General features: G+C 74.2%; 22 protein-coding genes and 1 pseudogene. 16 read left to right on the top strand and 7 right to left on the bottom strand.

Features of this window, described 5'->3' with window-relative positions; translation table 11 throughout:
• A pseudogene (locus E9565_RS15740) lies at positions 1–308 on the bottom strand (hypothetical protein); the annotation flags it as partial.
• Between the two features lie 290 nt (positions 309–598).
• On the opposite strand from E9565_RS15740, the gene E9565_RS15735 reads away from it, so the two are divergent.
• The gene (locus E9565_RS15735) at positions 599–1,918 is read left to right on the top strand and encodes a hemolysin family protein (protein ID WP_236827824.1); all 1,320 of its coding nucleotides are present in this window, start codon (positions 599–601) and stop codon (positions 1,916–1,918) included.
• Here the strand turns inward: E9565_RS15735 and galE are convergent.
• Positions 1,915–2,916, bottom strand: coding sequence for a UDP-glucose 4-epimerase GalE (gene galE, locus E9565_RS15730; RefSeq protein WP_236827823.1), 1,002 nt, complete (start codon positions 2,914–2,916; stop codon positions 1,915–1,917). The two genes, E9565_RS15735 and galE, sit on opposite strands and share 4 nt — an antisense overlap.
• Before the next feature lie 45 nt (positions 2,917–2,961).
• Here galE and hisC point away from each other — a divergent pair, with 45 nt between their 5' ends.
• From hisC to E9565_RS15655, 15 genes are all read left to right on the top strand, one after another.
• Positions 2,962–4,071: a histidinol-phosphate transaminase gene (gene hisC / locus E9565_RS15725; protein WP_236827822.1), complete on the top strand. Its 1,110-nt coding sequence runs from the start codon at positions 2,962–2,964 to the stop codon at positions 4,069–4,071.
• An 83-nt stretch (positions 4,072–4,154) separates the two neighbouring features.
• Positions 4,155–5,180, top strand: coding sequence for a tryptophan--tRNA ligase (gene trpS / locus E9565_RS15720; protein WP_236827821.1), 1,026 nt, complete (start codon positions 4,155–4,157; stop codon positions 5,178–5,180).
• Complete coding sequence (locus E9565_RS15715) at positions 5,177–5,743, top strand: 2'-5' RNA ligase family protein (RefSeq protein WP_236827820.1); 567 nt, start codon at positions 5,177–5,179, stop codon at positions 5,741–5,743. Before trpS ends, E9565_RS15715 begins: the two co-directional genes overlap by 4 nt.
• Before the next feature lie 52 nt (positions 5,744–5,795).
• On the top strand, positions 5,796–6,785 hold the full coding sequence (locus E9565_RS15710; RefSeq protein ID WP_236835815.1) for a YihY/virulence factor BrkB family protein: 990 nt from the start codon (positions 5,796–5,798) through the stop codon (positions 6,783–6,785).
• A 236-nt stretch (positions 6,786–7,021) separates the two neighbouring features.
• Positions 7,022–8,080 (top strand): BMP family protein, encoded by a 1,059-nt coding sequence (locus E9565_RS15705; protein WP_236827818.1) that lies wholly within the window; start codon positions 7,022–7,024, stop codon positions 8,078–8,080.
• 298 nt (positions 8,081–8,378) lie between these two features.
• Positions 8,379–9,956: an ABC transporter ATP-binding protein gene (locus tag E9565_RS15700; protein ID WP_236835813.1), complete on the top strand. Its 1,578-nt coding sequence runs from the start codon at positions 8,379–8,381 to the stop codon at positions 9,954–9,956.
• Complete coding sequence (locus tag E9565_RS15695) at positions 9,953–11,173, top strand: ABC transporter permease (protein WP_236827816.1); 1,221 nt, start codon at positions 9,953–9,955, stop codon at positions 11,171–11,173. The genes E9565_RS15700 and E9565_RS15695 overlap by 4 nt, the downstream gene beginning before the upstream one ends.
• Positions 11,170–12,456, top strand: a complete 1,287-nt coding sequence (locus E9565_RS15690) for an ABC transporter permease (RefSeq protein ID WP_236827815.1) — start codon at positions 11,170–11,172, stop codon at positions 12,454–12,456. The genes E9565_RS15695 and E9565_RS15690 overlap by 4 nt, the downstream gene beginning before the upstream one ends.
• Positions 12,456–12,869 carry a cytidine deaminase gene (locus tag E9565_RS15685; protein ID WP_236827814.1) on the top strand — a complete coding sequence of 138 codons (414 nt, stop codon included), beginning with the start codon at positions 12,456–12,458 and terminating at the stop codon, positions 12,867–12,869. Before E9565_RS15690 ends, E9565_RS15685 begins: the two co-directional genes overlap by 1 nt.
• A complete protein-coding gene (locus E9565_RS15680; RefSeq protein ID WP_236835811.1) occupies positions 12,869–14,149 on the top strand; it encodes a thymidine phosphorylase in 1,281 nt (426 codons plus the stop codon). Before E9565_RS15685 ends, E9565_RS15680 begins: the two co-directional genes overlap by 1 nt.
• 117 nt (positions 14,150–14,266) lie before the next feature.
• Positions 14,267–15,178 (top strand): ABC transporter ATP-binding protein, encoded by a 912-nt coding sequence (locus tag E9565_RS15675; RefSeq protein ID WP_236827812.1) that lies wholly within the window; start codon positions 14,267–14,269, stop codon positions 15,176–15,178.
• On the top strand, positions 15,175–15,987 hold the full coding sequence (locus tag E9565_RS15670; protein WP_236827811.1) for an ABC transporter permease: 813 nt from the start codon (positions 15,175–15,177) through the stop codon (positions 15,985–15,987). Before E9565_RS15675 ends, E9565_RS15670 begins: the two co-directional genes overlap by 4 nt.
• A gap of 85 nt (positions 15,988–16,072) precedes the next feature.
• Positions 16,073–17,146, top strand: coding sequence for an adenosine deaminase (locus tag E9565_RS15665; RefSeq protein WP_236827810.1), 1,074 nt, complete (start codon positions 16,073–16,075; stop codon positions 17,144–17,146).
• Positions 17,147–17,149: 3 nt separating this feature from the next.
• Complete coding sequence (locus E9565_RS15660; protein ID WP_236827809.1) at positions 17,150–17,839, top strand: MgtC/SapB family protein; 690 nt, start codon at positions 17,150–17,152, stop codon at positions 17,837–17,839.
• Between the two features lie 244 nt (positions 17,840–18,083).
• Complete coding sequence (locus E9565_RS15655; RefSeq protein WP_236835809.1) at positions 18,084–19,541, top strand: DEAD/DEAH box helicase; 1,458 nt, start codon at positions 18,084–18,086, stop codon at positions 19,539–19,541.
• 95 nt (positions 19,542–19,636) lie between these two features.
• Here the strand turns inward: E9565_RS15655 and E9565_RS15650 are convergent, their stop codons facing one another.
• From E9565_RS15650 to deoC, 5 genes are read right to left on the bottom strand one after another with little or no spacing between them, the layout of a single operon-like run.
• Complete coding sequence (locus E9565_RS15650) at positions 19,637–20,986, bottom strand: hypothetical protein (protein ID WP_236827807.1); 1,350 nt, start codon at positions 20,984–20,986, stop codon at positions 19,637–19,639.
• Between the two features lie 55 nt (positions 20,987–21,041).
• Complete coding sequence (lpdA, locus tag E9565_RS15645) at positions 21,042–22,448, bottom strand: dihydrolipoyl dehydrogenase (RefSeq protein WP_236827806.1); 1,407 nt, start codon at positions 22,446–22,448, stop codon at positions 21,042–21,044.
• Between the two features lie 57 nt (positions 22,449–22,505).
• Positions 22,506–23,378, bottom strand: coding sequence for an aldehyde dehydrogenase family protein (locus tag E9565_RS15640; RefSeq protein WP_236827805.1), 873 nt, complete (start codon positions 23,376–23,378; stop codon positions 22,506–22,508).
• Entirely contained in the window at positions 23,375–24,847 is a 1,473-nt protein-coding gene (locus E9565_RS15635; protein WP_236835807.1) for an aldehyde dehydrogenase family protein, read from the bottom strand. The genes E9565_RS15640 and E9565_RS15635 overlap by 4 nt, the downstream gene beginning before the upstream one ends.
• Positions 24,848–24,853: 6 nt before the next feature.
• Positions 24,854–25,849 carry a deoxyribose-phosphate aldolase gene (deoC, locus tag E9565_RS15630; protein WP_236835805.1) on the bottom strand — a complete coding sequence of 332 codons (996 nt, stop codon included), beginning with the start codon at positions 25,847–25,849 and terminating at the stop codon, positions 24,854–24,856.
• Positions 25,850–26,256: the final 407 nt, after the last annotated feature.

The following is a 26,256-nucleotide window of genomic DNA, read 5'->3' as shown; positions in this document are numbered from 1 at the left end:
CCCCTCGCGGCCGGGCCCGGAACCGGCGCCTCGGACGGCGTCGGCGCGGGCTGCCCGCCACCGGCGTCCGCCGGCTGCCCGGGACCGCCACCGGGGGCGGGCTGCCCCGCGGTGTCCGGCGCGGGCGTGCCCCCCGGCGCCTCGGGGACCGCAGGGACGGTGGTGGGGAACACCGACGTCGAGGAGCCGGGGGCGGTGCCCGTGGAGGACGACGCGTCGACGGACACGGTGCGATCCGGCGCGGAGACGACCGGGGCGGTGAGCACGACCGCCGTGGTGAGCGACGTCAGCGCGAGGGCGAGGCCCACCCTAGGGAGGCGTCGGCGCGGACCCCTGGAGCGGTCGTGCCGGGTGGCGGTGCGGCGGCGGTGCGCGGAGGCACCGGACGGCCGGTGGTGCATGCGGGTCCTCGTCGGAGATCACGATCCGTTATCGGGGAGAGACTAACCGTGTCCGCGCCGCCGGGGAAGGCCACCGCTGCGGGGCCGGCCACCACCCGGCAGGGGTGCCCGGGCGTGCGCGGGCCCCTGGCGGGCAGCATGGACCCGGCAGCATGGCACCGTCCCGCCCCACCCGAACCCCGAGGAGCACGCCGCCCGTGAGCGACGTCTGGCTCAACATCGTCATGGTCGTCGTCTTCGTCCTGATCGGCGGAGCCTTCGCCGGCGCCGAGATCGCCCTGGTCTCGCTGCGCGAGGGGCAGGTGCGCGCCATGGCCGACCAGGGCCGCCGGGGGCAGGCCGTGCAGCGCCTGCTCAGCGACCCCAACCGGTTCCTCGCGGCGGTGCAGGTCGGCGTCACCCTGGCCGGCTTCTTCTCGGCGGCGTTCGGTGCCAGCACCCTGGCCGCGCCGCTGGCCGACGTGCTCGAGGACGCGGGGGTCGGCGCGGGGCTGGCCGGCACCCTGGCCCTCGTCCTCGTCACCATCGCCATCAGCTACGTGTCGCTGGTGATCGGTGAGCTGACCCCCAAGCGGCTGGCCCTGCAGCGCGCCGAGGGCTTCTCGCTCGTCGTGGCCGCCCCGCTGAACGCCATCGCCACGCTGTTCCGCCCGATCATCTGGCTGCTGTCGAAGTCCACGAACCTCATGGTCCGGCTGCTCGGCGGCGACCCGAAGGTCAGCGGCGAGTCGATCAGCCAGGAGGAGCTGCGCGACCTCGTGGCCGCGCACGAATCGCTGAGCAGCGACGAGCGCCGGCTGATCGACGAGGTGTTCCGCGCCGGCGAGCGCGAGGTGCGCGAGGTCATGACGCCGCGCACCGAGGTGCACTTCCTCGAGGCCTCGATGACCGCGAGCCGCGCCGCCAAGCTGGTCGCGGAGTCGAACTGGTCGCGCTTCCCGGTGGTGGGCCGTGACCAGGACGACGTCGTCGGCTTCGTGCACGTGCGCGACCTGTTCCTGCCCACCCACCCGGCGGGGCGCGCGGCCACCGTCGGCGACCTCGCCCGCGAGGTCACCCGCCTCCCCGGCACCGCCGCGGTCCTCACGGTGCTCAGCGAGATGCGCCGGGACAACCAGCACCTGGCGATCGTCGTCGACGAGTACGGCGGCACCGACGGGATCGTCACCCTCGAGGACCTCATCGAGGAGGTCATCGGCGAGATCTACGACGAGTACGACGAGGAGGCCGCCCCCGAGGACCGCCCCGCCCCCGACGAGCCGCGCGACGTCGACGGCCTGCTCAACCTCGACGACTTCGCCGACGCGACCGGCCTGCGGCTGCCCGAGGGGCCGTACGAGACCGCCGCCGGGTACGTCCTGGCCGAGCTCGGCCGGCTGCCCGGTGTCGGGGACGCCGTGGAGGTCGAGGGGCGGCGCGTCGAGGTGCTGGAGCTCGACGGCCGGCGGATCGCCCGCCTGCGGGTCGCCCCGCCGCCGGCCCCGGCACCCGAGGCGGACCCGGTGCCGGAGGTCTAGCGGCCGCTCTGCACGGGCCCGCCGCGAGCCTGCGAGTGGTGGGGGGCGGAGGGGTCCCTCAACTCCCAGGCGTCCCGGACGATGCCGACCAGGTCGGTGTGCTGCGGCGTCCAGCCGAGGTCGGCGCGGATCCGGTCGCTGGAGGCCACCAGCTGCGCCGGGTCCCCGGCCCGCCGCTCACCGATAGTGACCGGGATCGGGTGACCGGTCACCTCGCGGGCCGCCTCGACGACCTCCTGCACCGAGAAGCCGGTGCCGTTGCCGAGGTTGTAGATCCGGTGCTCGCCGGCCGCGGGGGCGGGCAGCGCGAGCAGGTGCGCGTCGGAGAGGTCCTCGACGTGCACGTAGTCGCGGATGCAGGTGCCGTCCGGCGTCGGGTAGTCCTGGCCGTACACGGTCAGCGACTCCCGCTGGCCCGCCGCCACCTGCAGGGCGATCGGGATGAGGTGGGTCTCCGTGGCGTGCCGCTCGCCCAGCCCGTAGGCGGCGCCCGCGACGTTGAAGTACCGCAGGCTCACCGCCGCGAAGCCGTGCGCCACCGCGTAGGAGGTGAGCATGTGGTCGACGGCGAGCTTCGAGGCGCCGTAGGTGTTGGTCGGCCGCGTCGGCGCGTCCTCGCGGATCGGCACCTGGTCGGGCTCGCCGTAGGTGGCGGCGGTGGAGGAGAAGACGATCCGGCGGCAGTCGACGGCACGCATCGCCTCCAGCAGCGCGAACGAGCCGCCGACGTTGGTGTGCCAGTAGTCCTCGGGCTGCTGCTGGGAGACGCCGACCAGCGACTTGGCCGCGAAGTGCAGCACCGCCTCGGGCCGCACCTGTGCCAGGACCGGCGCCGAGTCGTGCAGCGACACCTCCGCGAGCACGGCCCCCTCGGGGACGGCGTCCGCGTGCCCGGTGGAGAGGTCGTCGAGGACGGTCACCTCGTGACCCCGGGCGAGCAGCGCCGCGGTCACTACGCTGCCGATGTAGCCGGCGCCGCCGGCGACGAGTACGCGCATGGGGCACACCCTAGAAGGGCGGGCCCGCGGGAGGTGGAGGATCTGGTGGTCAGTGCCCGTCCGGCGGTGCAGTCGCTCCCCGCGTACCGCCCCGGCCGCAACCCGGCCGACCTCGCCCGCGAGATCGGCGTCGAGCGGGCGGTGAAGCTGGCCAGCAACGAGGTGGCCTTCCCGCCGCTGCCCGCCGTCGTCGAGGCGGTGACCACCGCGGTCGCCGGCACCAACCGGTACCCCGACAACGGCGCGGTCGTCCTCACCGGCGCGCTCGCGCAGCGCTACGGCGTCGACCCGGCGCAGGTCGCCACCGGCTGCGGGGCGGTGGCCATCTGCCAGGAGCTCGCCCAGGCCTACAACGACCCCGGCACCAGCATCGCCTTCGCCTGGCGGTCGTTCGAGATGTACCCGCTGCTGGCCCGCGTCGCCGCCGCCCGGGCGGTGCAGGTGCCGCTGGTGCCCGGCCGCCCGGGCGGATCGCCGGACACCCACGACCTCGTGGCGCTGGCCGACGCGATCGACGACACCACCCGGCTGGTCTTCGTCTGCAACCCGAACAACCCGACCGGCACGGCGGTGCGCCGCCCGGAGCTGGAGCGCTTCCTCGACGCGGTGCCGGCCGGGACGCTGGTCGTCCTCGACGAGGCCTACCGCGAGTTCGTCACCGACCCGCACGTCCCCGACGGCGTGGAGCTGATGCGCGGCCGGCCCAACGTGGCGGTGCTGCGCACGTTCTCCAAGGCGTGGGGCCTGGCCGGGCTGCGCGTCGGCTACCTGCTCGCCGAGGACCCGGCGGTCGCCGAGGCGGTGCGCAAGACCCACCTGCCCTTCAGCGTCGGCATGGTCGCCCAGGCGGCGGCGGTCGCGGCGCTGGCCAGCGAGGACGAGGTGCGCGCCCGGTGCGCCGCCGTCGTCACCGAGCGGGAGCGGCTGACCGCCGCGCTGCGGGACCGGGGCCTGGAGGTCGCCGACAGCCAGGCCAACTTCGTCTGGCTGCCGACGGGGGAGCGGACGGCGGAGCTGGCGGCCGCGCTGGAGTCCCGCGCGGTCATCACCCGGCCGTTCGCCGGGGAGGGCATCCGGGTGACCGTGGGCACGCCCGAGGAGGACGACGTCTTCCTGGCCGCGCTCGACGACGCGCTGGCGGCCGCGGTCCGCTGACCAGCCCCGACCGGGTGACCGCGGCGGCCGGGGGCGTGGCGGAACGGGGGAGCCCGGAACGAAGCGGGCTCCCGGCTGGTTTGATGACCGGCGTGGCTCTTCCCCGCGTGCTGTCCGGCATCCAGCCGACGGCGGACTCCTTCCACCTCGGCAACTACGTCGGCGCCCTCCGCCAGTGGGTGAGCATGCAGGAGGACCACGACGCCTTCTACTGCGTCGTCGACCTGCACGCGATCACCCTCGAGCAGCCCGACCCGGCCGTGCTGCGGCAGCGCACCCTGGTGTCGGCCGCGCAGCTGATCGCCCTGGGAGTGGACCCCGCGCGGAGCACCCTGTTCGTGCAGAGCCAGGTGCCCGAGCACGCCCAGCTGGCCTGGGTGCTGCAGTGCCTCACCGGCTTCGGGGAAGCCAGCCGGATGACCCAGTTCAAGGACAAGAGCACCCGCGAGGGCGCCGGGCCGACGTCCGTGGGGCTGTTCACCTACCCGGTGCTGCAGGCGGCGGACATCCTGCTGTACCAGGCCGACCGGGTGCCGGTGGGGGAGGACCAGCGGCAGCACCTGGAGCTCACCCGTGACCTGGCCGGGCGGTTCAACGGCCGCTACGGCGAGACGTTCACCCTCCCCGAGGCCTACATCCCGGCCGGCGCGGCGAAGATCCTGGACCTGCAGTCGCCGGACAAGAAGATGAGCAAGAGCCTGCCGCCGGCCGGCTGCGTCAACCTCCTGGACGACCCGAAGGTGACCGCGAAGAAGATCCGCTCGGCCGTCACCGACACCGGGCGGGAGATCGTCGCCGACCCGGAGGGCAAGCCGGGCGTCACCAACCTGCTGACCATCCACTCCGCCTTCTCGGGGCGGAGCACCGCCGAGCTCGAGGAGCACTTCGCCGGCCGCGGGTACGGCGACCTGAAGAAGGAGCTCGCCGAGGTCGTCACCGACGCGCTGGCCCCGGTGCAGCAGCGCACGGCCGAGCTGCTGGCCGACCCCGCCGAGCTCGAGCGGCTGCTCGCCGCGGGCGCGGCGCGGGCACGGGCGGTGGCCGGCCGCACCCTCGCCACGGTCTACGAGCGGGTCGGCTTCCTGCCACCAGCGGGGCCGGTGGCATGAACGACGACACCTTCGTCGGCCGGCTGGGGACCCCGCCGGAGACGGCGCTGCTCGGGGTGATCGTGCCGATCCCCGAGCCGTGGGCGGCCCTGCTCACCGACTGGCGCTGCAAGGTCGGCGACCCCCAGGCGACGCTCGTGCCGCCGCACGTCACGCTGCTCCCGCCGACGGAGGTGCCGGTCGCCGACCGCGGCGCCGTCTCCGAGCACCTCGCCCGCGTCGCGGCCGCGCACCCGCCGTTCGAGATGCACCTCGCCGGCACCGGCACCTTCACCCCGGTCTCCGACGTCGTCTTCGTGGCGGTGGCCCGCGGCATCGGCAACTGCGAGCTCCTGGCCCACGACGTCCGCCAGGGGCCGCTCGACCGCTCGCTGTCCTTCCCGTACCACCCGCACGTGACCGTCGCGCACGACGTGCCCGGCGACATGCTGGAGCTGGCCTACTGCGGCCTCCAGGAGCTGTCCGCCGAGTTCCGCGTCGAGCACTTCACCGAGTTCGAGCAGACGGCGGCCGGGGTCTGGGAGATCGCCCGCGAGTACCCCCTCACCGGCCCGCAGCGCTGAGCAGCCCGATCCGGCCCCTGCGCGCGGAGCGGGCAGGCCCCAGACTCGGGCGGTGAGCTCCACCCCCACCCGCGCGGCCCCCGACGCCGAGGCGCCCGCCCGGAAGGGGTGGCCGGCGCGCGCCTGGGACCGCGTCGAGGGCGCGGTCGGGGCCGCCCGGCGGCGCTCGCCGTGGCTCGACCACCTGGCCCGGGCCGGGGGCCGGTACCAGCGGACGCAGGGCGATCTGATGGCCGCGGGCGTCACCTACTTCGCGTTCCTGGGGCTGTTCCCCGTCCTGCTCCTGGTCGCCTCGGTCATCGGCCTCGTGCTCGCCGGCGACGAACTCCTCCAGCGCGAGCTCTACGACGCCATCCGGGCAGCCTTCCCGGGCAGCACGGGGGAGGACGTCGTCGCCGACCTGCGCGGCGCGGTCGGCTCCGCGGAGGTGGTCGGCGCGATCGGGCTGGTCGGCTTCCTCTACGCCGGTCTGCGCGCGATGGACAAGCTGCGCATCGGCATGGAGCGCACGTGGACGGGCCGCGCCGGCGAGCCCGAGTTCCTCCGCGACAACGTCCAGGACCTCGTCGCTCTGGTGCTGCTGGGGGCGGTCGGCCTGGCCAGCCTGGGGCTGACCGGCGTCGCGACGACGGCGTCCTCGTGGGCGCTGGGCGTGCTCGGCCTCGAGGACGCCGGCGGGCTGGCGGCGCTGACGACCGTGGCCAGCCTGGCGCTGGCCTTCCTGGGCGACGTCGTCGTCTTCCTGTGGCTGCTCAAGGTGGTGCCCGCCACCCCGCACCCGGTGCGCCGGCTGCTGCCGGGAGCGCTGCTCGGTGCGGTCGGCTTCGAGGTGCTGAAGCTGATCGGGAACCTGTACCTCTCGCTGATCTCCGGCAGCGTGACCGCCTCGGCGTTCGGCGGCGCCGTCGGGATCCTGGTCTGGATCAACGTCGTCTTCCGGTTCGCCTTCTTCACCGCCGCCTGGACCGCCACCCTGCCGGCGGTGGAGGCGGCCGCCCGCCCGGACCCCGGGGCCGACGCCGCCGACCCGCCGTCGCGCTGAGCCACCGGTCGAGGTGAGGTGCGACACGGCCTCCGGGGCGGCGCAGCGCCGACGGGGCAGGCTTCGCAACGATCGGGTCTCAGTCCGTGCGAGAGGTTGTTGGGGGCTCGGTATGCGCGGTTAGCGTCCGGGGTCGTGCACCCTCGCCGGCCGCGAGCCGGGTCCGGGTGCACGCGCACCCCACCACCGGGAGACCTGCCACGCGGCGGCGCCTCCCCCCAGAAAAGGAGATCGTCTTGCGCCGAGCGCGGATGACGAAGGCCGCGGCGCTGCTGCTGGCCGGCAGCCTGGCCCTGGCGGCCTGTGCCAGTGACGAGGAGCCCACGGCCGGCGGCGACAGCGGCGGCGGCAGCGGTTCGGGTGACCTCCAGGTCGGCCTCGCGTACGACGTCGGCGGCCGTGGCGACCAGTCCTTCAACGACTCGGCCTACGCCGGCGTCGAGGCGGCCATCGCGGAGCTGGGCGGCGAGGTCCAGGAGTTCAGCCCGAACGACGACGGCTCCGACCGCGTCGAGGGCCTGGCCAACCTGGCCGAGGCCGGTTACGACCCGGTCATCGGCGTCGGCTTCGCCTACGCCGAGACGATCGCCGAGGTCGCCGAGGAGTTCCCGGAGACCACGTTCGCCGTCGTCGACTCGTCGGTGGCCGAGCTGGGCCTGGAGAACGCGACCGGCCTGCTGTTCGCCGAGGAGCAGGGCTCCTTCCTCGCCGGCGTCGCCGCCGCGCTCAAGTCGGAGACCGACCACGTCGGCTTCGTCGGCGGCGTCGAGATGCCCCTGATCCAGAAGTTCGAGGCCGGCTTCACGGCCGGCGCCCAGGCGGTCAACCCGGACATCCAGGTCGACGTCGAGTACATCTCCCCGGCCGGGGACTTCTCCGGCTTCGGCGACCCGGCCCGCGGCCAGATCCTGGCCCGCAGCATGTACGACGCCGGCGCGGACATCGTGTTCCACGCGGCGGGCGGTTCGGGCAGCGGCGTCTTCCAGGCGGCCGCCGAGACCGGGAACCGCGCGATCGGCGTCGACTCCGACCAGTACCAGACCGTCGACGACCCGGCGCTGCAGGCGGTCATCATGACCTCGATGCTCAAGCGGGTGGACAACGCGGTGGAGGCCTTCATCACCGACTACTCCGAGGGCACCGTCGAGGGCGGCGTCGACCTCCTCTACGACCTGGAGAGCGACGGCGTGGGCCTGGCCACCTCGGGTGGGCAGATCGACGACATCCAGACCCAGATCGAGGACTACCGCCAGCGGATCATCTCCGGCGAGATCACGGTCCCGACGACCCCGTGAGGCGTGGTGCGCCGGCCGGGACCTCCGGCCGGCGCACCGGTGCGACCCTCCGACGGCGGGTCCGGGCGTGCTGCCCGGGCCCGCCGTCGTGGTGAGCGGGGGCCCCCGCCCGGAGCGGGGGCGCGCTGCCGCTCCGGGCGGGGGTGCGACATCATGCGCAGGGCGGGTGGCCGCACCCCGGTCGTCCCGCCCGGCCCCCGGCACCCCGGGGGCGACGACCGGACCGGCGTCGTCCCCCGGTGCGCCGGATCGAGACCAGTGCCGCCCGCGCGGCGCACCGTGAGAGAGAGGCCCACCCATGGCCCAGGCTCCAGCAGCCGGTGCCGAGCAGCCCGACGGCGGGGCGCCGCGGTCCCCGTACGCGGTCGAGCTGCACGGCATCACCAAGCGCTTCCCCGGCGTCGTCGCCAACAAGGACATCGAGCTGTCGGTCCGGCGCGGGCAGGTCCACGCGATCGTCGGCGAGAACGGCGCGGGCAAGTCCACGCTGATGAAGACGCTGTACGGCGAGCACCGGCCGGACGAGGGCACGATCCTCGTCGACGGCCGCCCGGTGCAGTTCCGCAGCCCGGCCGACGCGATCGCGGCGGGCATCGGCATGGTGCACCAGCACTTCATGCTGGCCGACAACTTCACGGTGCTGGAGAACGTGGTGCTGGGCAGCGAGCCCAGGAAGGGTGGCCGGCTGGACCGTGACGCCGCCCGCCGCCGGATCGACGAGATCTCCGAGCGGTACGGCCTCGGGCTGCGCCCCGACGACCTCGTCGAGGACCTCGGCGTCGGTGACCGGCAGCGGGTCGAGATCGCGAAGGTGCTGTACCGGAACGCCCGGACGCTGATCCTCGACGAGCCGACCGCCGTCCTCGTGCCCCAGGAGGTCGACGAGCTGTTCGGCAACCTCGCCGAGCTCAAGCGCGAGGGCCTGACCGTCATCTTCATCTCGCACAAGCTCGACGAGGTCCGCAAGGTCGCCGACGCGATCACCGTGATCCGCCGGGGCACCACCGTCGGCGACGCCGACCCCCGCACCACCACGGCCAAGCAGCTCGCCGAGATGATGGTCGGCGCCGAGCTGCCCACGCCGGAGACCCGCAGCTCCACCGTGCGCCAGACCCCGGTGCTCCGCCTGCAGGGCGTCACCGTGGCCTCCGACGCCGGCCGGCCGCTGGTCGACGCCGTCGACCTCACCGTCCGCGAGGGGGAGGTCGTGGGCATCGCCGGCGTCGAGGGCAACGGCCAGGCCGAGCTCGTGGAGGCGGTCATGGGCCTGCGCTCGCTGGCCGCCGGGAGCGTGCACCTCGGGGACGAGGACATCACCGGGTGGACCACCCGCGCCCGCCGCGAGGCCGGTATCGGGTTCATCCCGGAGGACCGCCACCGGCAGGGGATGCTGCTGGACGCCCCCCTCTGGGAGAACCGGATCCTCGGCCACCAGACGCGCCCGCCGGCGGCGAAGGGCCCCTTCATCGACCGCAAGGGCGCCCGCAGCGACACCGAGCGGATCATGCGGGACTACGACGTCCGGGCACCCGGCCCCGACACGCTCGCGGTGGCGCTCTCCGGCGGCAACCAGCAGAAGCTGATCGTCGGCCGCGAGATGAGCGCCGCCCCCCGGCTGCTGATCGCCGCCCACCCCACCCGCGGGGTGGACGTCGGCGCGCAGTCGGTCATCTGGGAACTGCTCAAGGACGCCCGCGGCGAAGGGATGGGCATCGTGCTGGTGTCGGCCGACCTCGACGAGCTGATCGGGCTCTCCGACACGCTGCACGTCATGCTCCGCGGCCGCCTGGTGGCCACCGTGGACCCGCGCCGGGTGACCCCCGAGGAGCTCGGCGGCCACATGACCGGCGCCCGGACCGCGGCGGGTGCGGCGTGAACCGCCTCCGCAGCACCGGTCTGGCCCTGCTGGGCCCGGCCCTCGCCGTCCTCGTCGCGCTGGTGATCTCGGCGCTGGTGATCGCGCTCATCGGCGAGAACCCGCTGCGGGCGCTGCAGGTCATGACCGACCTCGGTGACGCGCCCTCCCAGCAGGTGCAGTCCGTCGTGGTGATCCTCAACCGCGCCGTCCCGCTCTTCCTGGCCGGGCTCGCGGTCTCGATCGCCTTCCGCATGGGGCTGTTCAACATCGGGGTGGAGGGCCAGTACCGGCTGGCCACCATCGTCGCCGCCGCCGTGGGCGCGGCCGTGGCGCTGCCCGGCCCGCTGCACCTCCTGCTGGTCATCGTGGTCGGCATGGCGGTCGGCGCCCTGTGGGCCGGCATCGTGGGCGTGCTCAAGGTGACCCGCGGCGTCAGCGAGGTCATCAGCTCGATCATGCTGAACTTCATCGCGCTCGGGCTGGCGTCCTACCTGCTCACCGGCCCGTTCCGGGGCAGCCCGGAGGGCGCGTCGATCATCACCACGACGCCGCTGCCGGAGTCGGCGTGGTTCCCGGGGCTCAACGGCCTGCTGGGCGCCTTCGGCCTGGCCGAGCCGCGCACGGAGCTGTTCGGCTTCCTGCTCGTCGCGGTCGTCGTGGGCATCGCGATCGCGGTGCTCATCCAGCGCACCCGCTTCGGCTTCGACCTGCGGGCCACCGGCATCTCGGCCTCGGCGGCCACCGCGAGCGGTGTGGACGCCCGCCGGATGGTGGTCACCACGATGCTGCTGTCCGGCGCCGTCGCGGGTCTGATCGGCCTGCCCGACCTGCTCGGCGACGCCCGGGCGTTCGGCACCGAGTTCACCGCCGGGCTGGGCTTCCTGGGCATCGCCGTGGCGCTGCTGGGCCGCAACAACGTCCTGGGGATCGCGCTGGCCGCGCTGCTGTTCGCGTTCCTCGACCGCGCCGCCCTGCCGCTGCAGTTCGCCGACATCCCGGCCTCGGTGGTCACGATCATCCAGGGCACGATCGTGCTCGCCGTCGTCATCGCCAACGAGATCGCCCGCCGGCTGGCCCTGCGCTCGGCCGAGCGCGCCGGCGCCGAGGCCACCGGCGCCCCGCCGGATCCCGGCGGCAGCGCTGACCCGGGCGGCCCCGGCCCCGGCACGGGCCCCGACGGCGGCCACCGCGTCCGCACCGGCGTTCCCGGCTCTTCCGAGGAGGCGCGCGCATGACCACCGCGACCCCGGCCGGTGGCAGCACCGCCACCCGGCCCAGCCGCGGCCCGCTCACCGACCGGCTCACCGGCGGGAGCCGGGGCAGCCGGATCCTGTGGCTGGTCGTCGGCCTGCTGTTCGTCTTCTCCGTGACCCGGGCGATCTCCGGCGAGGAGGCTCTGACCTCGTCCTCGACCATGCGGGCGGCGCTGCTGCTGGCGGTGCCGATCGGGCTCGCCGCGCTGGGCGGGCTGTACTCCGAGCGCGCCGGCGTGGTCAACATCGGGCTCGAGGGGATGCTCATCCTCGGCACCTGGGGTGCCGGCTTCGCCGGCTGGCAGTGGGGCTGGGTCGGCGCGATCATCGGCGGCACCCTCTTCGGCGCCGTCGGCGGGCTGCTGCACGCGGTCGCCACGGTGACCTTCGGCGTCGACCACGTCATCTCCGGTGTCGCGATCAACATCCTCGCGGCCGGCGTCGTCCGGTTCCTGTCCGAGCTGGTGTACGTCCAGGGCACCGGTGGCGGGCCGACCCAGTCCCCGTCGGTGGGCAGCGATCCGCCGAGCTTCTCCATCCCGGTGCTCTCCTCCGGCCCCGACCTGCTCGGCGACCTCGAGAACACCGGCTGGTTCCTGCTCAGCGACCTCGCCGGCGTGCTCCGCGGGCTGACCAGCGGCCTGGGCGTGGTGACGCTGCTGGCGATCCTGCTGATCCCGATCAGCTACCTGATCCTGTGGCGCACGGCCTTCGGGCTGCGGCTGCGCTCCTGCGGGGAGAACCCGGCGGCGGCCGACTCGCTGGGCGTGCCGGTGTACCGGATGAAGTACATCGCGGTGATCATCTCGGGTGCGCTGGCCGGCCTCGGCGGCGTCTTCCTCGTCTTCGTCGCGGGCATCTACCGCGAGGGGCAGACCGGCGGCCGCGGCTTCATCGGTCTCGCCGCCCTGATCTTCGGCAACTGGCGCCCGGGTGGGCTGGCCGCCGGGGCCGGGCTGTTCGGCTTCTCCGACGCCCTGCAGCTGCGCAGCCGGACGGCGGTCGTCGCACTGCTGCTGCTGGTCGCGCTGCTGCTCGTCGGCGTCGCGGTCTACCAGGCCCTGCGGCGGCGGTGGGTTCCCGCGGTGCTGTCCGTCGTGGTGGCGGCGCTCGCCCTCGCGGCGTTCCTCAGCGTCGACGAGCTGCCCGACGGCATCGTCTTCTTCACCCCGCACCTCACCACCCTGCTGGTCCTCTCGCTGGCCTCCCAGCGGTTGCGCATGCCGAAGGCCGACGGGCTGGTCTACCGACGAGGGGAACACTGATGCAGCCGGACTGGGATGCCCTGCGGGCCGCGGCCCGCGAGGCCATGACCCACGCCTACGCGCCGTACTCGAAGTTCCCCGTCGGCGTCGCCGGGCTGGTCGACGACGGCCGCGTCGTCACCGGGTGCAACGTGGAGAACGCCTCGTACGGGCTGGGCCTGTGCGCCGAGTGCGGCATGGTCAGCGACCTGGCCCGCACCGGGGGTGGCCGGCTGGTCGCCGTGGCGTGCGTCGGCGGGGACGGGCAGCCGCTCATGCCCTGCGGCCGCTGCCGCCAGCTGCTGTGGGAGCACGGCGGGGCCGACATGCTCATCGAGACGGTCTCGCTCGGCATCGTGCCGATGCGCGAGGTGCTGCCGGACGCCTTCGGTCCCGACGACCTGGTCGCGGCGGCGGAGCGGGGGCAGGGCTGATGGCCGGGCACGACGCGATCGACGTCATCCGCGCCAAGCGGGACGGCGTCCCGCTCACCGGCGAGCAGATCCGCTGGGTGATCGGCGCCTACACCGGCGGCCAGGTCCCCGACGAGCAGATGAGCGCGCTGCTCATGGCGGTCTTCTTCCGCGGGATGACCGCCGACGAGCTCGCCGCCTGGACGCAGGCGATGATCGACTCCGGCGAGCGCAAGGACCTGTCCTCGCTGGGCCGGCCGACGGCCGACAAGCACTCCACCGGCGGCGTCGGCGACAAGATCACCCTGCCGCTGGCGCCGCTCGTCGCCGCCTGCGGGGTGGCCGTCCCGCAGCTCTCCGGCCGGGGTCTGGGCCACACCGGGGGCACGCTGGACAAGCTCGAGGCGATCCCCGGCTGGCGGGCGGACGTGCACGAGGAGGCCTACCTCGCGCAGCTCCGCGACGTCGGCGCGGTCATCTGCGCGGCCGGCCACGACCTCGCCCCGGCGGACAAGCTGCTGTACGCGCTGCGCGACGTCACGGGCACCGTCGAGTCGATCCCGCTGATCGCCAGCTCGATCATGAGCAAGAAGATCGCCGAGGGCGCCGACGCGCTGGTCCTCGACGTCAAGACCGGCTCGGGCGCGTTCATGAAGGACGCCGGTGACGCCCGGACGCTGGCCCGCACGATGGTCGGGCTCGGGGAGGCCGCCGGGGTGCGCACCGTGGCGCTGGTGACGGCGATGGACCGGCCGCTGGGCCGCGCCGCGGGCAACGCGGTCGAGGTCGCCGAGTCGGTGGAGGTGCTCGCCGGCGGCGGGCCGGCCGACGTCGTCGAGCTGACCCTCGCGCTGGCCCGGGAGATGCTGGCCGGCGCCGGGCGGGACGACGTCGACCCGGCCGACGCGCTGGCCGACGGGCGGGCCATGGACGTGTGGCGCCGCATGATCGCCGCGCAGGGCGGGGATCCCGACGCCCCGCTGCCGCAGCCCGCCGAGCGGCACGTGGTCACCGCGCTGGCCGACGGCACGCTCACCCGGCTGGACGCCTACGCCCTGGGCGTCGCCGCCTGGCGGCTGGGCGCCGGCCGGGCCCGCAAGGAGGACCCGGTCTCGGCGGCCGCGGGCATCACCTGGACCGCCGGCGTGGGGGAGCGGGTGACCGCCGGCCAGCCGCTGCTCGAGCTGCAGACCGACGACGCCGACCGCATCCCGCGGGCGCTCGAGGCGCTCGAGGGCGCGATCGGCGTGGACTCGGGCGAGCAGCCGCTGCCGCTGGTGCTCGACCGCATCACCGCCTGAACCCCGCCTCGACCATGACGCCGTGACCACCTGTCGCCCCGCGTCCGCGGTCGCGGCGCCATGATCACAGGGGGAGGGGCGCGGGTGGTCCGAGCCGAGGGGGGAGACTGTTCCCTCGTGCAGAAGGACTCCCTCCTCCCCACCACCCGCCAGCTCGCGGCGGGCCCCGTGGGGGAGCCGGTGGACCCCGAGGCGGCCATCTCCATCCGCGGCCTGGTCAAGCGCTACGGCGACCGGACGGCCGTCGACGGCCTGGACCTCGACATCCGCCGCGGGGAGATCTTCGCGCTGCTGGGGCCCAACGGGGCCGGGAAGACGACGACGGTCGAGATCTGCGAGGGCTACCGCGACCGGGACGCCGGCGAGGTGCGCGTGCTCGGGGTCGACCCCGCCCGGGGCGGTCGCCGCTGGAAGGCCGAGCTCGGCATCGTGCTGCAGTCCGGCGCGGGCGACAGCCAGCTCTCGGTGCGGGAGCTGCTGTCCGCGCAGGCCTCCTACTACGCCGACCCCCGCGACCCCGACGAGGTGCTGGAGCTGGTGGGCCTCACCGAGAAGGCCGGGGCCCGCGGTCGCACCCTCTCCGGCGGGCAGCGGCGCCGGCTGGACGTGGCGCTGGGCATCGTCGGCCGGCCCCGGCTGCTGTTCCTCGACGAGCCGACGACCGGGTTCGACCCGGAGGCGCGCCGCCAGTTCTGGGCGCTGATCCGGTCCTTGCGCGAGCTGGGCACCACGATGCTGCTCACCACCCACTACCTCGACGAGGCGGAGGAGCTGGCCGACCGGGTCGGCGTCATCGCCCACGGCCAGCTCGCCGAGGTCGCCGTCCCCACCGCCCTCGGGGGCCGCGGCACCGCGCCCGCCGTCGTCAGCTGGACCGAGGGCGGCGCCCGGCGCACCGCCGAGACCGCCACCCCCACCGCCTTCGTCGCCGAGCTCGCCGCCCGCTTTCCGGGCGAGGTGCCCGACCTCGCCGTCAGCCGGCCGACGCTCGAGGACGTCTACCTCAAGATGATCGGGGACCGCTCGTGAGCACCACCGCACCGGGGCGCGCCGCCCTGCCCTCGGTCGCCCGGGTCTCCCGGACCCGCGCCGGCGTGGAGCTCAAGGAGTTCTTCCGCCAGCGGGAGTCGGTCGTCTTCACGCTGGTCTTCCCGGTCATCCTCCTGCTCGGGCTCGGCGCGGTCCTCGACTACGACTTGGGCTCCGGCGTGGACTTCCCGCAGTACTTCATGGCAGGGGTCATCGCCGCCGGCATCGTCGGCGCCAGCCTGCAGAACATGGCGATCCACATCGCCGGCGAGCGCTCCGACGGCACCCTGAAGGCGCTGGCCGGCAGCCCGATGCCCAAGACCGCCTACTTCGTCGGCAAGGTCGCCCAGGTGGTCGCGGTGACCATCGCGACGATCGTCCTGCTGCTGGTCGTCGGTGTCCTCGTGTTCGGCATCGACCTGCCCACCGGCGCGGACTGGGTCACCTTCGCCTGGGTCACCGTGCTGGGCGCGGCGGCCTGCACGCTGCTCGGCATCGCGGTCTCCTCGCTGGCCCGCAACTCCCGCTCGGCGTCGGCGACGGTCACGCCGATCGCGCTGGTGCTGGAGTTCATCTCCGGCGTCTTCATGCCCTTCGACCAGGTGCCGGGGTGGTTGCAGGACGTCGCCGCGGTCTTCCCCGTGAAATGGCTGGCCCAGGGCCTGCGCTCGGTGTTCCTGCCCGACGCGCTCGCCGCCCGGGAACCGGCGGGCTCGTGGGAGCTGGTCACGGTCGCGGTCGTGCTCGGGATCTGGTGCGTGCTGGGGCTGCTGCTCTGCGTCCGCACCTTCCGCTGGCAGGACCGGTGAGACCGCGGCCGTTGCGCTGAGCGCATCCGTCGTCCCTGCGCGGACCCCTCCGGGGCCCCCTCGGTGTGACAGGTAGCGTTCCTCCGTGCCTGCACCGCTGACCGCCGAGAACGTCCGCCGCGCCCCGAAGGTCCTCCTCCACGACCACCTGGACGGCGGGCTGCGGTCGCAGACGGTGCTCGACCTGGCCGACGAGATCGGCTACCGCGAGCTCCCGGCGGCGGACGCCGGGTCGCTCGGCCGCTGGTTCCGCGAGGCGGCGGACTCCGGCTCGCTCGTCCGGTACCTGGAGACGTTCGCGCACACGGTCGCCGTGATGCAGACACCCGACGCCGTGGCACGGGTGGCCCGGGAGTGCGCGCTCGACCTCGCCGCGGACGGCGTCGTGTACGCCGAGGTGCGCATGGCGCCCGAACTGCTCACCGGCGGGATGCCGCTGGAGGCGGCGGTCGAGGCGATGCTCGACGGCTACGCCCGGGGCAGCCGGGACGCCGCCGCTGCCGGTACCCCCGTGCGCATCGGCACGCTGCTGTGCGCCATGCGGCAGGAGGACCGCTGGGAGGACGTCGCCGACCTGGTCGTCCGCTACCGCGACGCCGGCGTCGTCGGCTTCGACCTCGCCGGCCCCGAGGACGGCTTCCCGCCCGACCGCATCCCCGCCGCGATCGCCCTGCTGGACCGCGCAGGGGCGCACCGGACCGTGCACGCCGGGGAGGCGGCCGGTATCGCGAGCATCGTGGCCGCGCTGGACGGTGCCGGCGCCGAGCGGCTCGGGCACGGCGTGCGCATCGCCGACGAGGTCGCCGCGGACGGCACCCTCGGCCCGGTCGCGCAGCGGGTCCGCGACACCCAGGTCACCCTGGAGGTCGCGCCCTCGTCGAACGTCCAGACCGGCGCCTACCCCTCGCTCGCCGAGCACCCGGTGGACCGCCTGCACCGACTGGGCTTCGCCGTCACGCTCAACACGGACAACCGGCTGATGAGCGGGGTGTCGCTGACCAGCGAGGTCACCGACGTCGCGACGACGCACGGCTGGACGTGGGACGACGTGCAGGCGGTCACCGAACGCGCGCTCGCCGGGGCGTTCCTGCCGGACGACGAGCGCCGGCGGCTCCTCGACGACGTGGTCCGCCCCGGGTACACCGCGCTGCGGGGCTGACCCGTGGAGCTCCTGCTGGCCGAGGCGACCGGGCAGTCGTGGGGCCGGCTGGCCGACCTGGGAGTGGCCTTCGCGCTCTCCGCGCTCATCGGGTTCGAGCGGGAACTGCGGCAGAAGGCGGCCGGGTTGCGCACGCTCACCATCGTCGGGTTCGCCGCGGCCCTGTTCATGGTCATCAGCCGGGCGGAGTTCGGGGACTCCCGCATCGCCGCCCAGGTCGTGTCCGGGCTGGGCTTCATCGGCGGCGGGCTGATCTTCGTGCGCCGCGACGCCGTCCGGGGGCTGACCACCGCGGCCGTCGTCTGGCTCACCGCGGCCGTCGGGATGGCCGCGGGGGCGGGGCTGTGGGCGTACGCCGTCGTCGCCACGGCCGGGCACCTGCTCATCGCCTACGCGTTCACCCCGCTGGCCCGCCGGCTCTCGGGCCGGGCCGCGCACACCTACCCGCTGGTGCTCACGTACCGGGACGGCGAGGGCGTGCTGCGCCGGGCCCTCGCCGAGTGCACGCAGCAGGGATTCACCGTGCGGGAACTGGAGACGGCGCTCGAGGCCGAGCAGCGCGGCGGCGTTCCGCAGGCCACGGTCCGGCTGACCCTGGAGGGCACCGGGCCGGTGACGACGCTCGCCGCCCGGCTCGCCGACCTCGAGGGGGTGCTGGCGGTGTCGGCCGGCCGGGACGAGGACGCGGACTGATCGGCTCGGGGTGGGGGCCGTCACGCCCGCTGGCAGGAATGGCGCCGAGATCTCCGCTGCTACGGTAGGAGCACCGGCACAAGGCCGGTCATCCTCCCGGACGGTCGGTCCGGGAACGAGCGCATCCGTGCAGATCCCCGCGCCCTCCCGGGCGCAGCTGATCGCCAAGTGAGGACACCGGCACTCGCCGGGGCTCTCCTCTTCCACGGGACGCGCTCCGAGCAGTATCGGAGCCCCACCCCGCATGACGTTGATCCACCCTGCCCCGATCGAGTCGAACGAGGGCGACACCACCCCCGTCCAGGCGCCCGAGGCGCCGGCCGGTCCCACCTTCGGCCAGCTGGGTCTGCCCCAGCAGCTGGTGACCGCGCTCGAGCGGCGCGGCATCCGCCACCCCTTCGCCATCCAGACCTCGGCCCTGCCCGACGCGCTCGCCGGGCGCGACGTCCTCGGCAAGGCCGCCACCGGCTCGGGCAAGACCCTCGCCTTCGGCCTGCCGCTGCTCGCGCGCCTCGGCGCGGAGGTGAAGCACGGTCGCCGCGCGCCCCGCGGGCTGGTCCTCGTGCCGACCCGTGAGCTCGCCCAGCAGGTGCACGACAACCTGGCCCCTCTCGGCCAGGCCATCGGGGTGCAGCTCGCCACCGTCTACGGCGGCGCGCCGATGTACCGCCAGATCCAGCAGCTGCGCCGCGGTGTCGACGTCCTCATCGCCACCCCCGGCCGGCTGCAGGACCTGATCAGCCAGGGCGAGGCCACCCTCGCCGAGGTCGTGGTCACCGTCCTCGACGAGGCGGACTTCATGGCCGACCTCGGCTTCCTGCCGGTGGTCAAGGAGCTGCTGGACCAGACCGCGGCCGACGCCCAGCGCCTGCTGTTCTCGGCGACGCTGGACGGCGAGGTCGACGCCCTGGTGCGCCGCTACCTCAAGGACCCGGCCCGGCACGAGGTCAAGCGCCCCGGGGACGACGCCCCGCCGGCCGAGCACCGCGCCTACACGCTGGCCTTCCGCGACAAGGTCGCGCTGACCAAGGAGCTGGCCGCCCGCCCGGGCCGGACCATCATCTTCGTCCGCACCCAGCTGGGGGCCGACCGGCTCACCGAGCACCTGCTCGAAGCGGGGGTCAAGGCCGCGGCCATCCACGGCGGGCTGCCGCAGTCGGCCCGCAAGCGGGCGCTGGAGGCGTTCACCGACGCGCGCTCGCCGGTGCTCGTGGCCACCGACGTCGCCGCCCGCGGCATCCACGTCGACGACGTCTCGCTGGTCCTGCACTACGACCCGCCGGCGGACTCCAAGACCTACCTGCACCGCTCGGGCCGCACGGCCCGCGCGGGTGCGGCCGGCGTGGTCGTGTCGCTGCTGCTGCCCGACCAGGTCGGCCAGTCCAAGCGGCGCTTCCGCCAGGCCAAGGTCGACCCGGCGCTGCGCCGGATCACCCCGGGCGACCAGGAGATCGCCGAGCTCGTCGCCAGCGGCGTGCACGTCGAGCCGGTCGAGCGCCCGGCCCGCGACTCGCGTCGCTCCGGGGGCCCCGGCGGCCGTCCGCGCCGCGACGGCGACCGTCCCGGTGGCGGCCACCGCGGGGGCCCGCGCCGCTCCTACGGCGACCGCAACCGCTCCGGCGGCGAGCGGTCCGGCCGGCCCGGCGGCGGTGACCGCCGGTTCGGTGGCGAGCGCGCGGGTCGCCCCCCGCGCCAGGGCTGAGCGAGACCCCGTCCCCCTCACCGCTCGCGGTGATGGGGCCGGGGCACCGGCGAAGGCCCGTCCCGTATCTCCGGGGCGGGCCTTCGCCGTCCCTGCTAGTCGCGGTGGACGAGCACGCCGCCGACCGCGGTGACGACCTCGTCCCAGTCGGTGCGCAGCCGCGCGGCCTCCGCGGCGTCCAGCGGCTCCTCGGGCTGGTGGTCGGCGCGGGCCAGTGCCCTGCCCAGCGGGGCCGTGGGGGCCAGCAGCTCCTCCACCCGGGTGAGGCCCGCGTGCTCCGCGAGGTCGCGCGCGCCCTCGGCCGGCTGCACGAGGGCGCGGTGGGGGACCAGCCCGGTGGCGCCGTCGGCGACCTCGGCCAGCACCTCGGAGAGCTCGGTGAGGTCGTAGCGGTCCTGCTCGGCCGGCAGCGGCGGCGTGTCGGTGTCGGCCACCTCGGGCCACGAGGCGATCTCGACCAGGTCGTGCCGCTCGTCGGAGGCGCAGAAGCGGGCCAGGTCGGCGGGGGTGTCGAAGAGGAACACCTCGCCGTCGCGGCCGAGGAAGCGGGCGACGTCGTCGACGTAGCAGCGGAGGGTCACCCCGGCCCCCTCCGGGACGACGATCTCGACCGGCAGGATGCCGACGGCCTCCCAGAACTCCGCGGCGGCCGCGACCGCGGCGGGGGAGGCGGTGACCCGGCTGCCGCGCGCGATGGTGCTCACCCCGGGACCGCCGGACGCCGGCGCGGCGGTCGCGCCCGCGGGCTCGGCAGCCGCGACGTCGGCCTGCTCGGGGAGGTCGTCGTCCTCGACGGCCTCGTCGTCGCCGGACTCGGAGGCCGACGGGTACTCCTCGACCGCGGCGGTGCCGCCACCGGTCCAGTCGAAGTGGTCGGAGAGCTCCTCGACGACGTCCTCCCACAGCTCGTCGAAGACGCTGCCGACGCCGATCCAGGCGTCCTCGCCGGAACGCCCGGCGAAGGCCTCCACGCCGAGCCCGAGCGAGCCGATCTCCGGCTTGGCGGCGAACTCCGCGACGGCCTCGAACTGCTCCTCGTCGTCGTCCTCGTCGGTGGTGTCCAGGCACTCGGCCAGCCGGCTGACGATGTCGACGGTCGCGGCGAGCTCCTCCACCGCCCACCGGTCGGGGTTCTCGGCGGCGATGTCGTACACCCCGTCGAGGTCGTACCGGTGGTCGTCGTCGGGGGTCAGGTCGGCGGCCCCGAGCCCGGCGACGACCGGCCAGACCGGGTGGTCGGCGAGGTCGTGGTCGGTGCGCGTGCGGCAGAAGGCGGCGAGCTTCGCCGGGGTGGGGAAGAGGTGGACCGTCGCGGTGTCGCCCTCGGTGGTCCCCAGGAACGCCTGCCACTCCTCGCCGTCCTCCTCCCACGGCGGAGCCCACAGGGTGTACCCCGTGCGGTCGTCGAGGGTCAGTGCGATGGGGACGATGCTGGGCCTGGCCACCCGCCCATCCTGCCCTGTCGGCCCGGAGGCGCACCTCCGGGCCGGGCCGCCGTCCTCAGAGGTTGATCATGTGGCCGGCGAGGCCGTGGATCGCCTCCTGCAGCCCCTCGCTCAGCGTGGGGTGGGCGTGCACGTTCCGGGCCAGCTCGGTGGCGGTGAGGTCCCACTTCTGGGCGAGCGTGAGCTCGGGCAGGAGCTCGGTGACCTCGGGGCCGACCAGGTGGCCGCCGAGCAGCTCGCCGTAGGTCTCGTCGGCGATCAGCTTGACGAAGCCGCCGGGCTCGGCGAGGCCCTGCGCCTTGCCGTTGGCGGTGAACGGGAACTGGGCGACCTTGACCTTCCAGCCGCGCTCGTCGGCCAGCTCGCGGGCCTGGGCCTCGGTGTAGCCGAAGCTGGCGACCTGCGGCGAGCAGAAGGTAGCCCGCGGCATCATCACGTAGTCCAGCTCCATCGTCTCCGCGCCGGCGATGGTCTCGGCGGCGACGACGCCCTGGGCCTCGGCCACGTGGGCCAGCATGAGCTTGGCGGTGACGTCGCCGATGGCGTAGACGTGCGGCACGTTGGTGCGCATCCGGTCGTCGATGGCGATCGCGCGGACGCGGTCGGTCAGCTCCACGCCCAGCTTCTCCAGGCCGTAGCCGTCGACCCGCGGCTGGAACCCGATCGCCTGCATCACCTTGTCCGCATGCAGCTCGCGGCTGCCCTTGGCGTCGGAGACGGTGACCGTGACCTGGTCGCCCGTGTCGTCGATCCGCTCGACCTTGGTGGAGGTGAGCACCTCGACGCCGAGCTTGCGGTAGGCCTTCGCCAGCTCCTTGGAGACGGCGGCGTCCTCCAGCGGCAGCATGCGGTCGGCGTACTCGACGATCGTGACCTGCACGCCGTAGTTCCGGAGCACGAAGGCGAACTCGACGCCGATCGCGCCGGCGCCGGCGATGATGATGCTGCGCGGCAGGTCGCGGCTGAGGATCTGCTCCTCGTAGGTGACGACGCGCTCGGAGAGCTCCGTGCCCGGCAGGAACCGGGTGTGCGCCCCGGTCGCGATGATCACGTTCTCGAAGGTGACGGTCTCCTCGCCACCGGCGTTGAGCGCCACCTGGAGGGTGTGCGGGTCGGTGAAGGTGCCACGGCCGTCGAACTCGGTGATGCCGTTCTTCTTCATCAGGAAGTGCACGCCCTTGACCCGGCCCTCGGCGACCGTGCGGCTGCGGTCGAAGGCGGCGCCGTAGTCGAAGGAGACGTCACCGGAGATGCCGAAGGTCTTCGCGCCGTCGCGCACCAGGTGGGCCAACTCGGCGTTGCGCAGCAGCGCCTTGGACGGGATGCAGCCCACGTTGAGGCAGACCCCGCCCCAGTACTGCGACTCGACCACCGCCACGCTCTTGCCGAGCTGGGCGGCGCGGATGGCGGCGACGTACCCACCGGGGCCGGCACCGAGGACGACGACGTCGAAATGAGGCACGGGGCGAGGGTAGTGCGACGGCGGCCGGTGACCTCCTGCGAGGTCACCGGCCGCCGTTCACACGCCCATCGGGTGCCAGACCGTCTTCGTCTCGAGGAAGGGGGTCATGCGGGAGAGGCCGGGGTCGGCGGTCCAGTCCGGCTCGGTGACCGGCGGGCGGACGACGCGCTTGATCGTGCCGGCCGCCTCCCGCTCGAACTCCATCGCGCGGCCGGCCGGGGCGCCGGTGAGGTCGACGGCGTCGACGTCGGCGTGCTCGGCCAGCCAGGGGCCCAGCTCCTCGGCGTCGCCGGTGAGCAGGTTGACCACGCCGCCGGGGACGTCGCTGGTCGCCAGCACCTCGCCGAGCGTGACGGCCGGGATGGGCCGCTGCTCGGAGGTGACGACGACGGCGGTGCAGCCGGTGGCGAGCACGGGCGCGAGCACGCTGACCAGCCCGAGCAGGCTGGACTGCTGCGGGGCGAGCACGGCGACCACGCCGGTCGGCTCGGGCAGGCTGAAGTCGAAGTAGGGGCCGGCCACCGGGTTGGCCCCGCCGAGGACGGACGCCAGCTTGTCGGTCCACCCGGCGTACCAGACCCAGCGGTCGATGGCGGCGTCGACGGCGGCGCGCGCCCTGGAGGACGACAGCCCCTCGCCGGCCGCCACCTCCTCGCAGAACTGGACGTGCCGGCCCTCCATCACCTCGGCCACCCGGTAGAGCACCTGGCCGCGGTTGTAGGCGGTGGCGCCCGACCACTTCGGGAAGGCGGCCCGGGCGGCGACGACGGCGTCCCGGGCGTCCTTGCGGGAGGCCCGGGAGACGTTGGCCAGGAAGTGGCCCTTCGCGTCGGTGACCTCGTAGGTGCGGCCGCTCTCCGAGCGCGGGAAGGCCCCGTTCACGTACAGCTTGTAGGTCTTCCGGACGGCGAGCCGGTCGTTCCCGATCACTGGTCGTTCCCCTTCAGGTAGGCGGCCAGCCCGTGCCGGCCGCCCTCGCGGCCGTAGCCGGACTGCTTGTAGCCGCCGAAGGGCGACGTCGGGTCGAACTTGTTGAAGGTGTTGGCCCACACGACGCCGGCCCGCAGCTGGTCGGCGATCTTGAGGATCCGCGAGCCCTTCTCGCTCCAGATGCCCGCCGACAACCCGTAGGTGGAGTTGTTCGCCTTGGCGACCGCCTCGTCGGGCGTGCGGAAGGTGAGCACGCTCAGCACCGGGCCGAACACCTCGTCGCGGGCGATGCGGTGCGCGGGGGAGACGTCGGTGAAGACCGTCGGCGGGAACCAGTAGCCCTTGGCCGGCAGGTCGCAGGCCGGCTGCCAGCGCTGCGCGCCCTCGGCCTCGCCGATGTCCGACAGCTCCCGGATGCGGGCGAGCTGCTCGGCCGAGTTGATCGCGCCGATGTCGGTGTTCTTGTCCAGCGGGTCGCCGACGCGCAGGGTGCCGATGCGGCGCTGGAGCGAGGCGATGACCTCGTCGTGGATCGACTCCTGCACCAGCAGCCGGGAGCCCGCGCAGCAGACGTGCCCCTGGTTGAAGAAGATGCCCTGGACGATGCCCTCGACGGCCTGGTCGATCGGGGCGTCGTCGAACACGATGTTCGCGGCCTTGCCGCCGAGCTCGAGGGTGAGCCTCTTGGCTGTCCCGGCGACCGCGCGGGCGATCGAGCGGCCCACCTCGGTGGAGCCGGTGAACGCCACCTTGTCGACGTCGCCGTGCTCGACGACCGCCCGGCCGGTGTCACCGGCGCCGGTCACGATGTTGACCACGCCCGCGGGGAGGTCGGCCTGGCGGCAGACCTCGGCGAAGAGCAGCGCGGTGAGCGGGGTGGTCTCGGCCGGCTTGAGGACGACGGTGTTGCCGGTCGCGAGGGCGGGGGCGACCTTCCACGCCAGCATCAGCAACGGGAAGTTCCACGGGATGACCTGGCCGGCCACGCCCAGCGGCTTCGGGGCCGGGCCCAGGCCCGCGTGCTCCAGCTTGTCGGCCCAGCCCGCGTGGTAGAAGAAGTGCGCCGCGGCCAGCGGGACGTCGACGTCGCGCGACTCCCGGATCGGCTTGCCGTTGTCCAGCGACTCCAGGACGGCGAACTCGCGGGCGCGCTCCTGCAGCAGCCGGGCGATGCGGAACAGGTACTTGCCGCGGTCGGCGGGGCGCATCGGGCCCCAGGTCTTCTCGAAGGCCCGGCGGGCGGCGCGGACGGCGCGGTCGACGTCGGCCTCGCTGGCGGCGGAGACCTCGGTGAGCACCTCCTCGGTGGCCGGGTTGACCGTCTTGAACGGCTCGCCGGTCCCGTCGACGAACTCGCCGTCGACGAACAGGCCGTAGGACGGCGCGATGCTGACGATCGACCGCGACTCGGGGGCGGGGGCGTACTCGAAGACCGGCCGGGCCGGGCTGGGCGGCGTGGAGGTGCTCATGCGGGGTCAGTCCACCGTGACGTAGTCGGGGCCGGAGTAGTGGCCGGTGCGCAGCTTCTGCCGCTGCAGCAGGAGGTCGTTGAGCAGGCTGGACGCGCCGAAGCGGAACCAGTCGGGGTCCAGCCAGTCGGGGCCGGCCGTCTCGTTGATCATCACCAGGTGCTTGACGGCGTCCTTCGTCGTCCTGATGCCGCCGGCGGGCTTGAAGCCGACCTGTCGGCCGGTGGCGATGCGGAAGTTGCGGACCGCCTCGAGCATCACCAGGCCGACCGGCAGCGTGGCCGCCGGGCTGATCTTGCCGGTGGAGGTCTTGATGAAGTCGCCGCCCGCGAGCATCGCGATCCAGCTCGCGCGGCGGACGTTGTCCAGCGTCTTGAGCTCGCCGGTCTCGAGGATGACCTTGAGGTGCGCACCCTCGCACGCCTCCTTGACCGCGACGATCTCCTCGTAGACGTCGAGGTAGCGGCCGGTGAGGAAGGCGCCGCGGTCGATGACCATGTCGATCTCGTCGGCGCCGTTCTCCACGGCGTCCCGGACGTCGGCGATCTTCACCGCACGGCTGGCGCGCCCGCTGGGGAAGGCGGTGGCGACGGCGGCGACGTGGATGCCGGTGCCCGCGAGCGCCTCCCGGGCCGCGCCGGCGAGGTCGCCGTAGACGCAGACGGCGGCGACCTGCGGACAGCTCGGGTCCGACGGGTCGGGCTGCCGGGCCTTGGCCGCGAGGCTGCGCACCTTCCCCGGGGTGTCGGCGCCCTCGAGGGTGGTGAGGTCGACCATCGAGATGGCGGTGTCGATCGCCCACGCCTTCGAGGTGGTCTTGATCGACCGGGTGCCGAGCTGGGCCGCACGCGCCTCGGCGCCGACCTGGTCCACGCCGGGCAGGCCGTGCAGGAAGGCGCGGAACGCCGCGTCGGAGCGGGTCACGTCGTCGTACGGCGGCAACGGCGCGTGCACCGCGGGGGTCGCCCCGGGCAGCGCGTCGGGCTCGAGCACGTGGGTCATGGTGGCCATTCTCCACTGGCTGCGGCCCCCGCCCGACCCCGCTCACCCGGCAGGAGCAGCGCGCGGGAGGCAGGGAGCGGCGTTCCACCGGCTGCGTCGCCGTCCGTAACCGGCCCAGCCCCTCCGGTTCTCGGGGCGACGGCTGACGGTCGACCGTAACGGCGAGGGTGCGGCGTCGGTGTCAACACCCTGCTGTCATCTGTGGACGAACGGCTGACCTGCACTTTCATGTCGCGGGCGGCGGTGGTTCGCGGTACTGTTCGTACATGCGTTCGACAAGTGCGGATGGCGCGATCGGCCGGTTGGTGGCCGCGCTGGACGACCTGGCCGCCGAGCGGCTCGACGGCGCGTTCGGCCCGCAGCTGATCGACCGGCTGGCCCCGCTGCTCGTCGCGGGCAACCGGCTC

This window comes from Blastococcus sp. KM273129 (assembly GCF_021698995.1).
Classification (GTDB): domain Bacteria; phylum Actinomycetota; class Actinomycetes; order Mycobacteriales; family Geodermatophilaceae; genus Blastococcus.
This window is presented reverse-complemented; position numbering and strand designations above follow the sequence as displayed.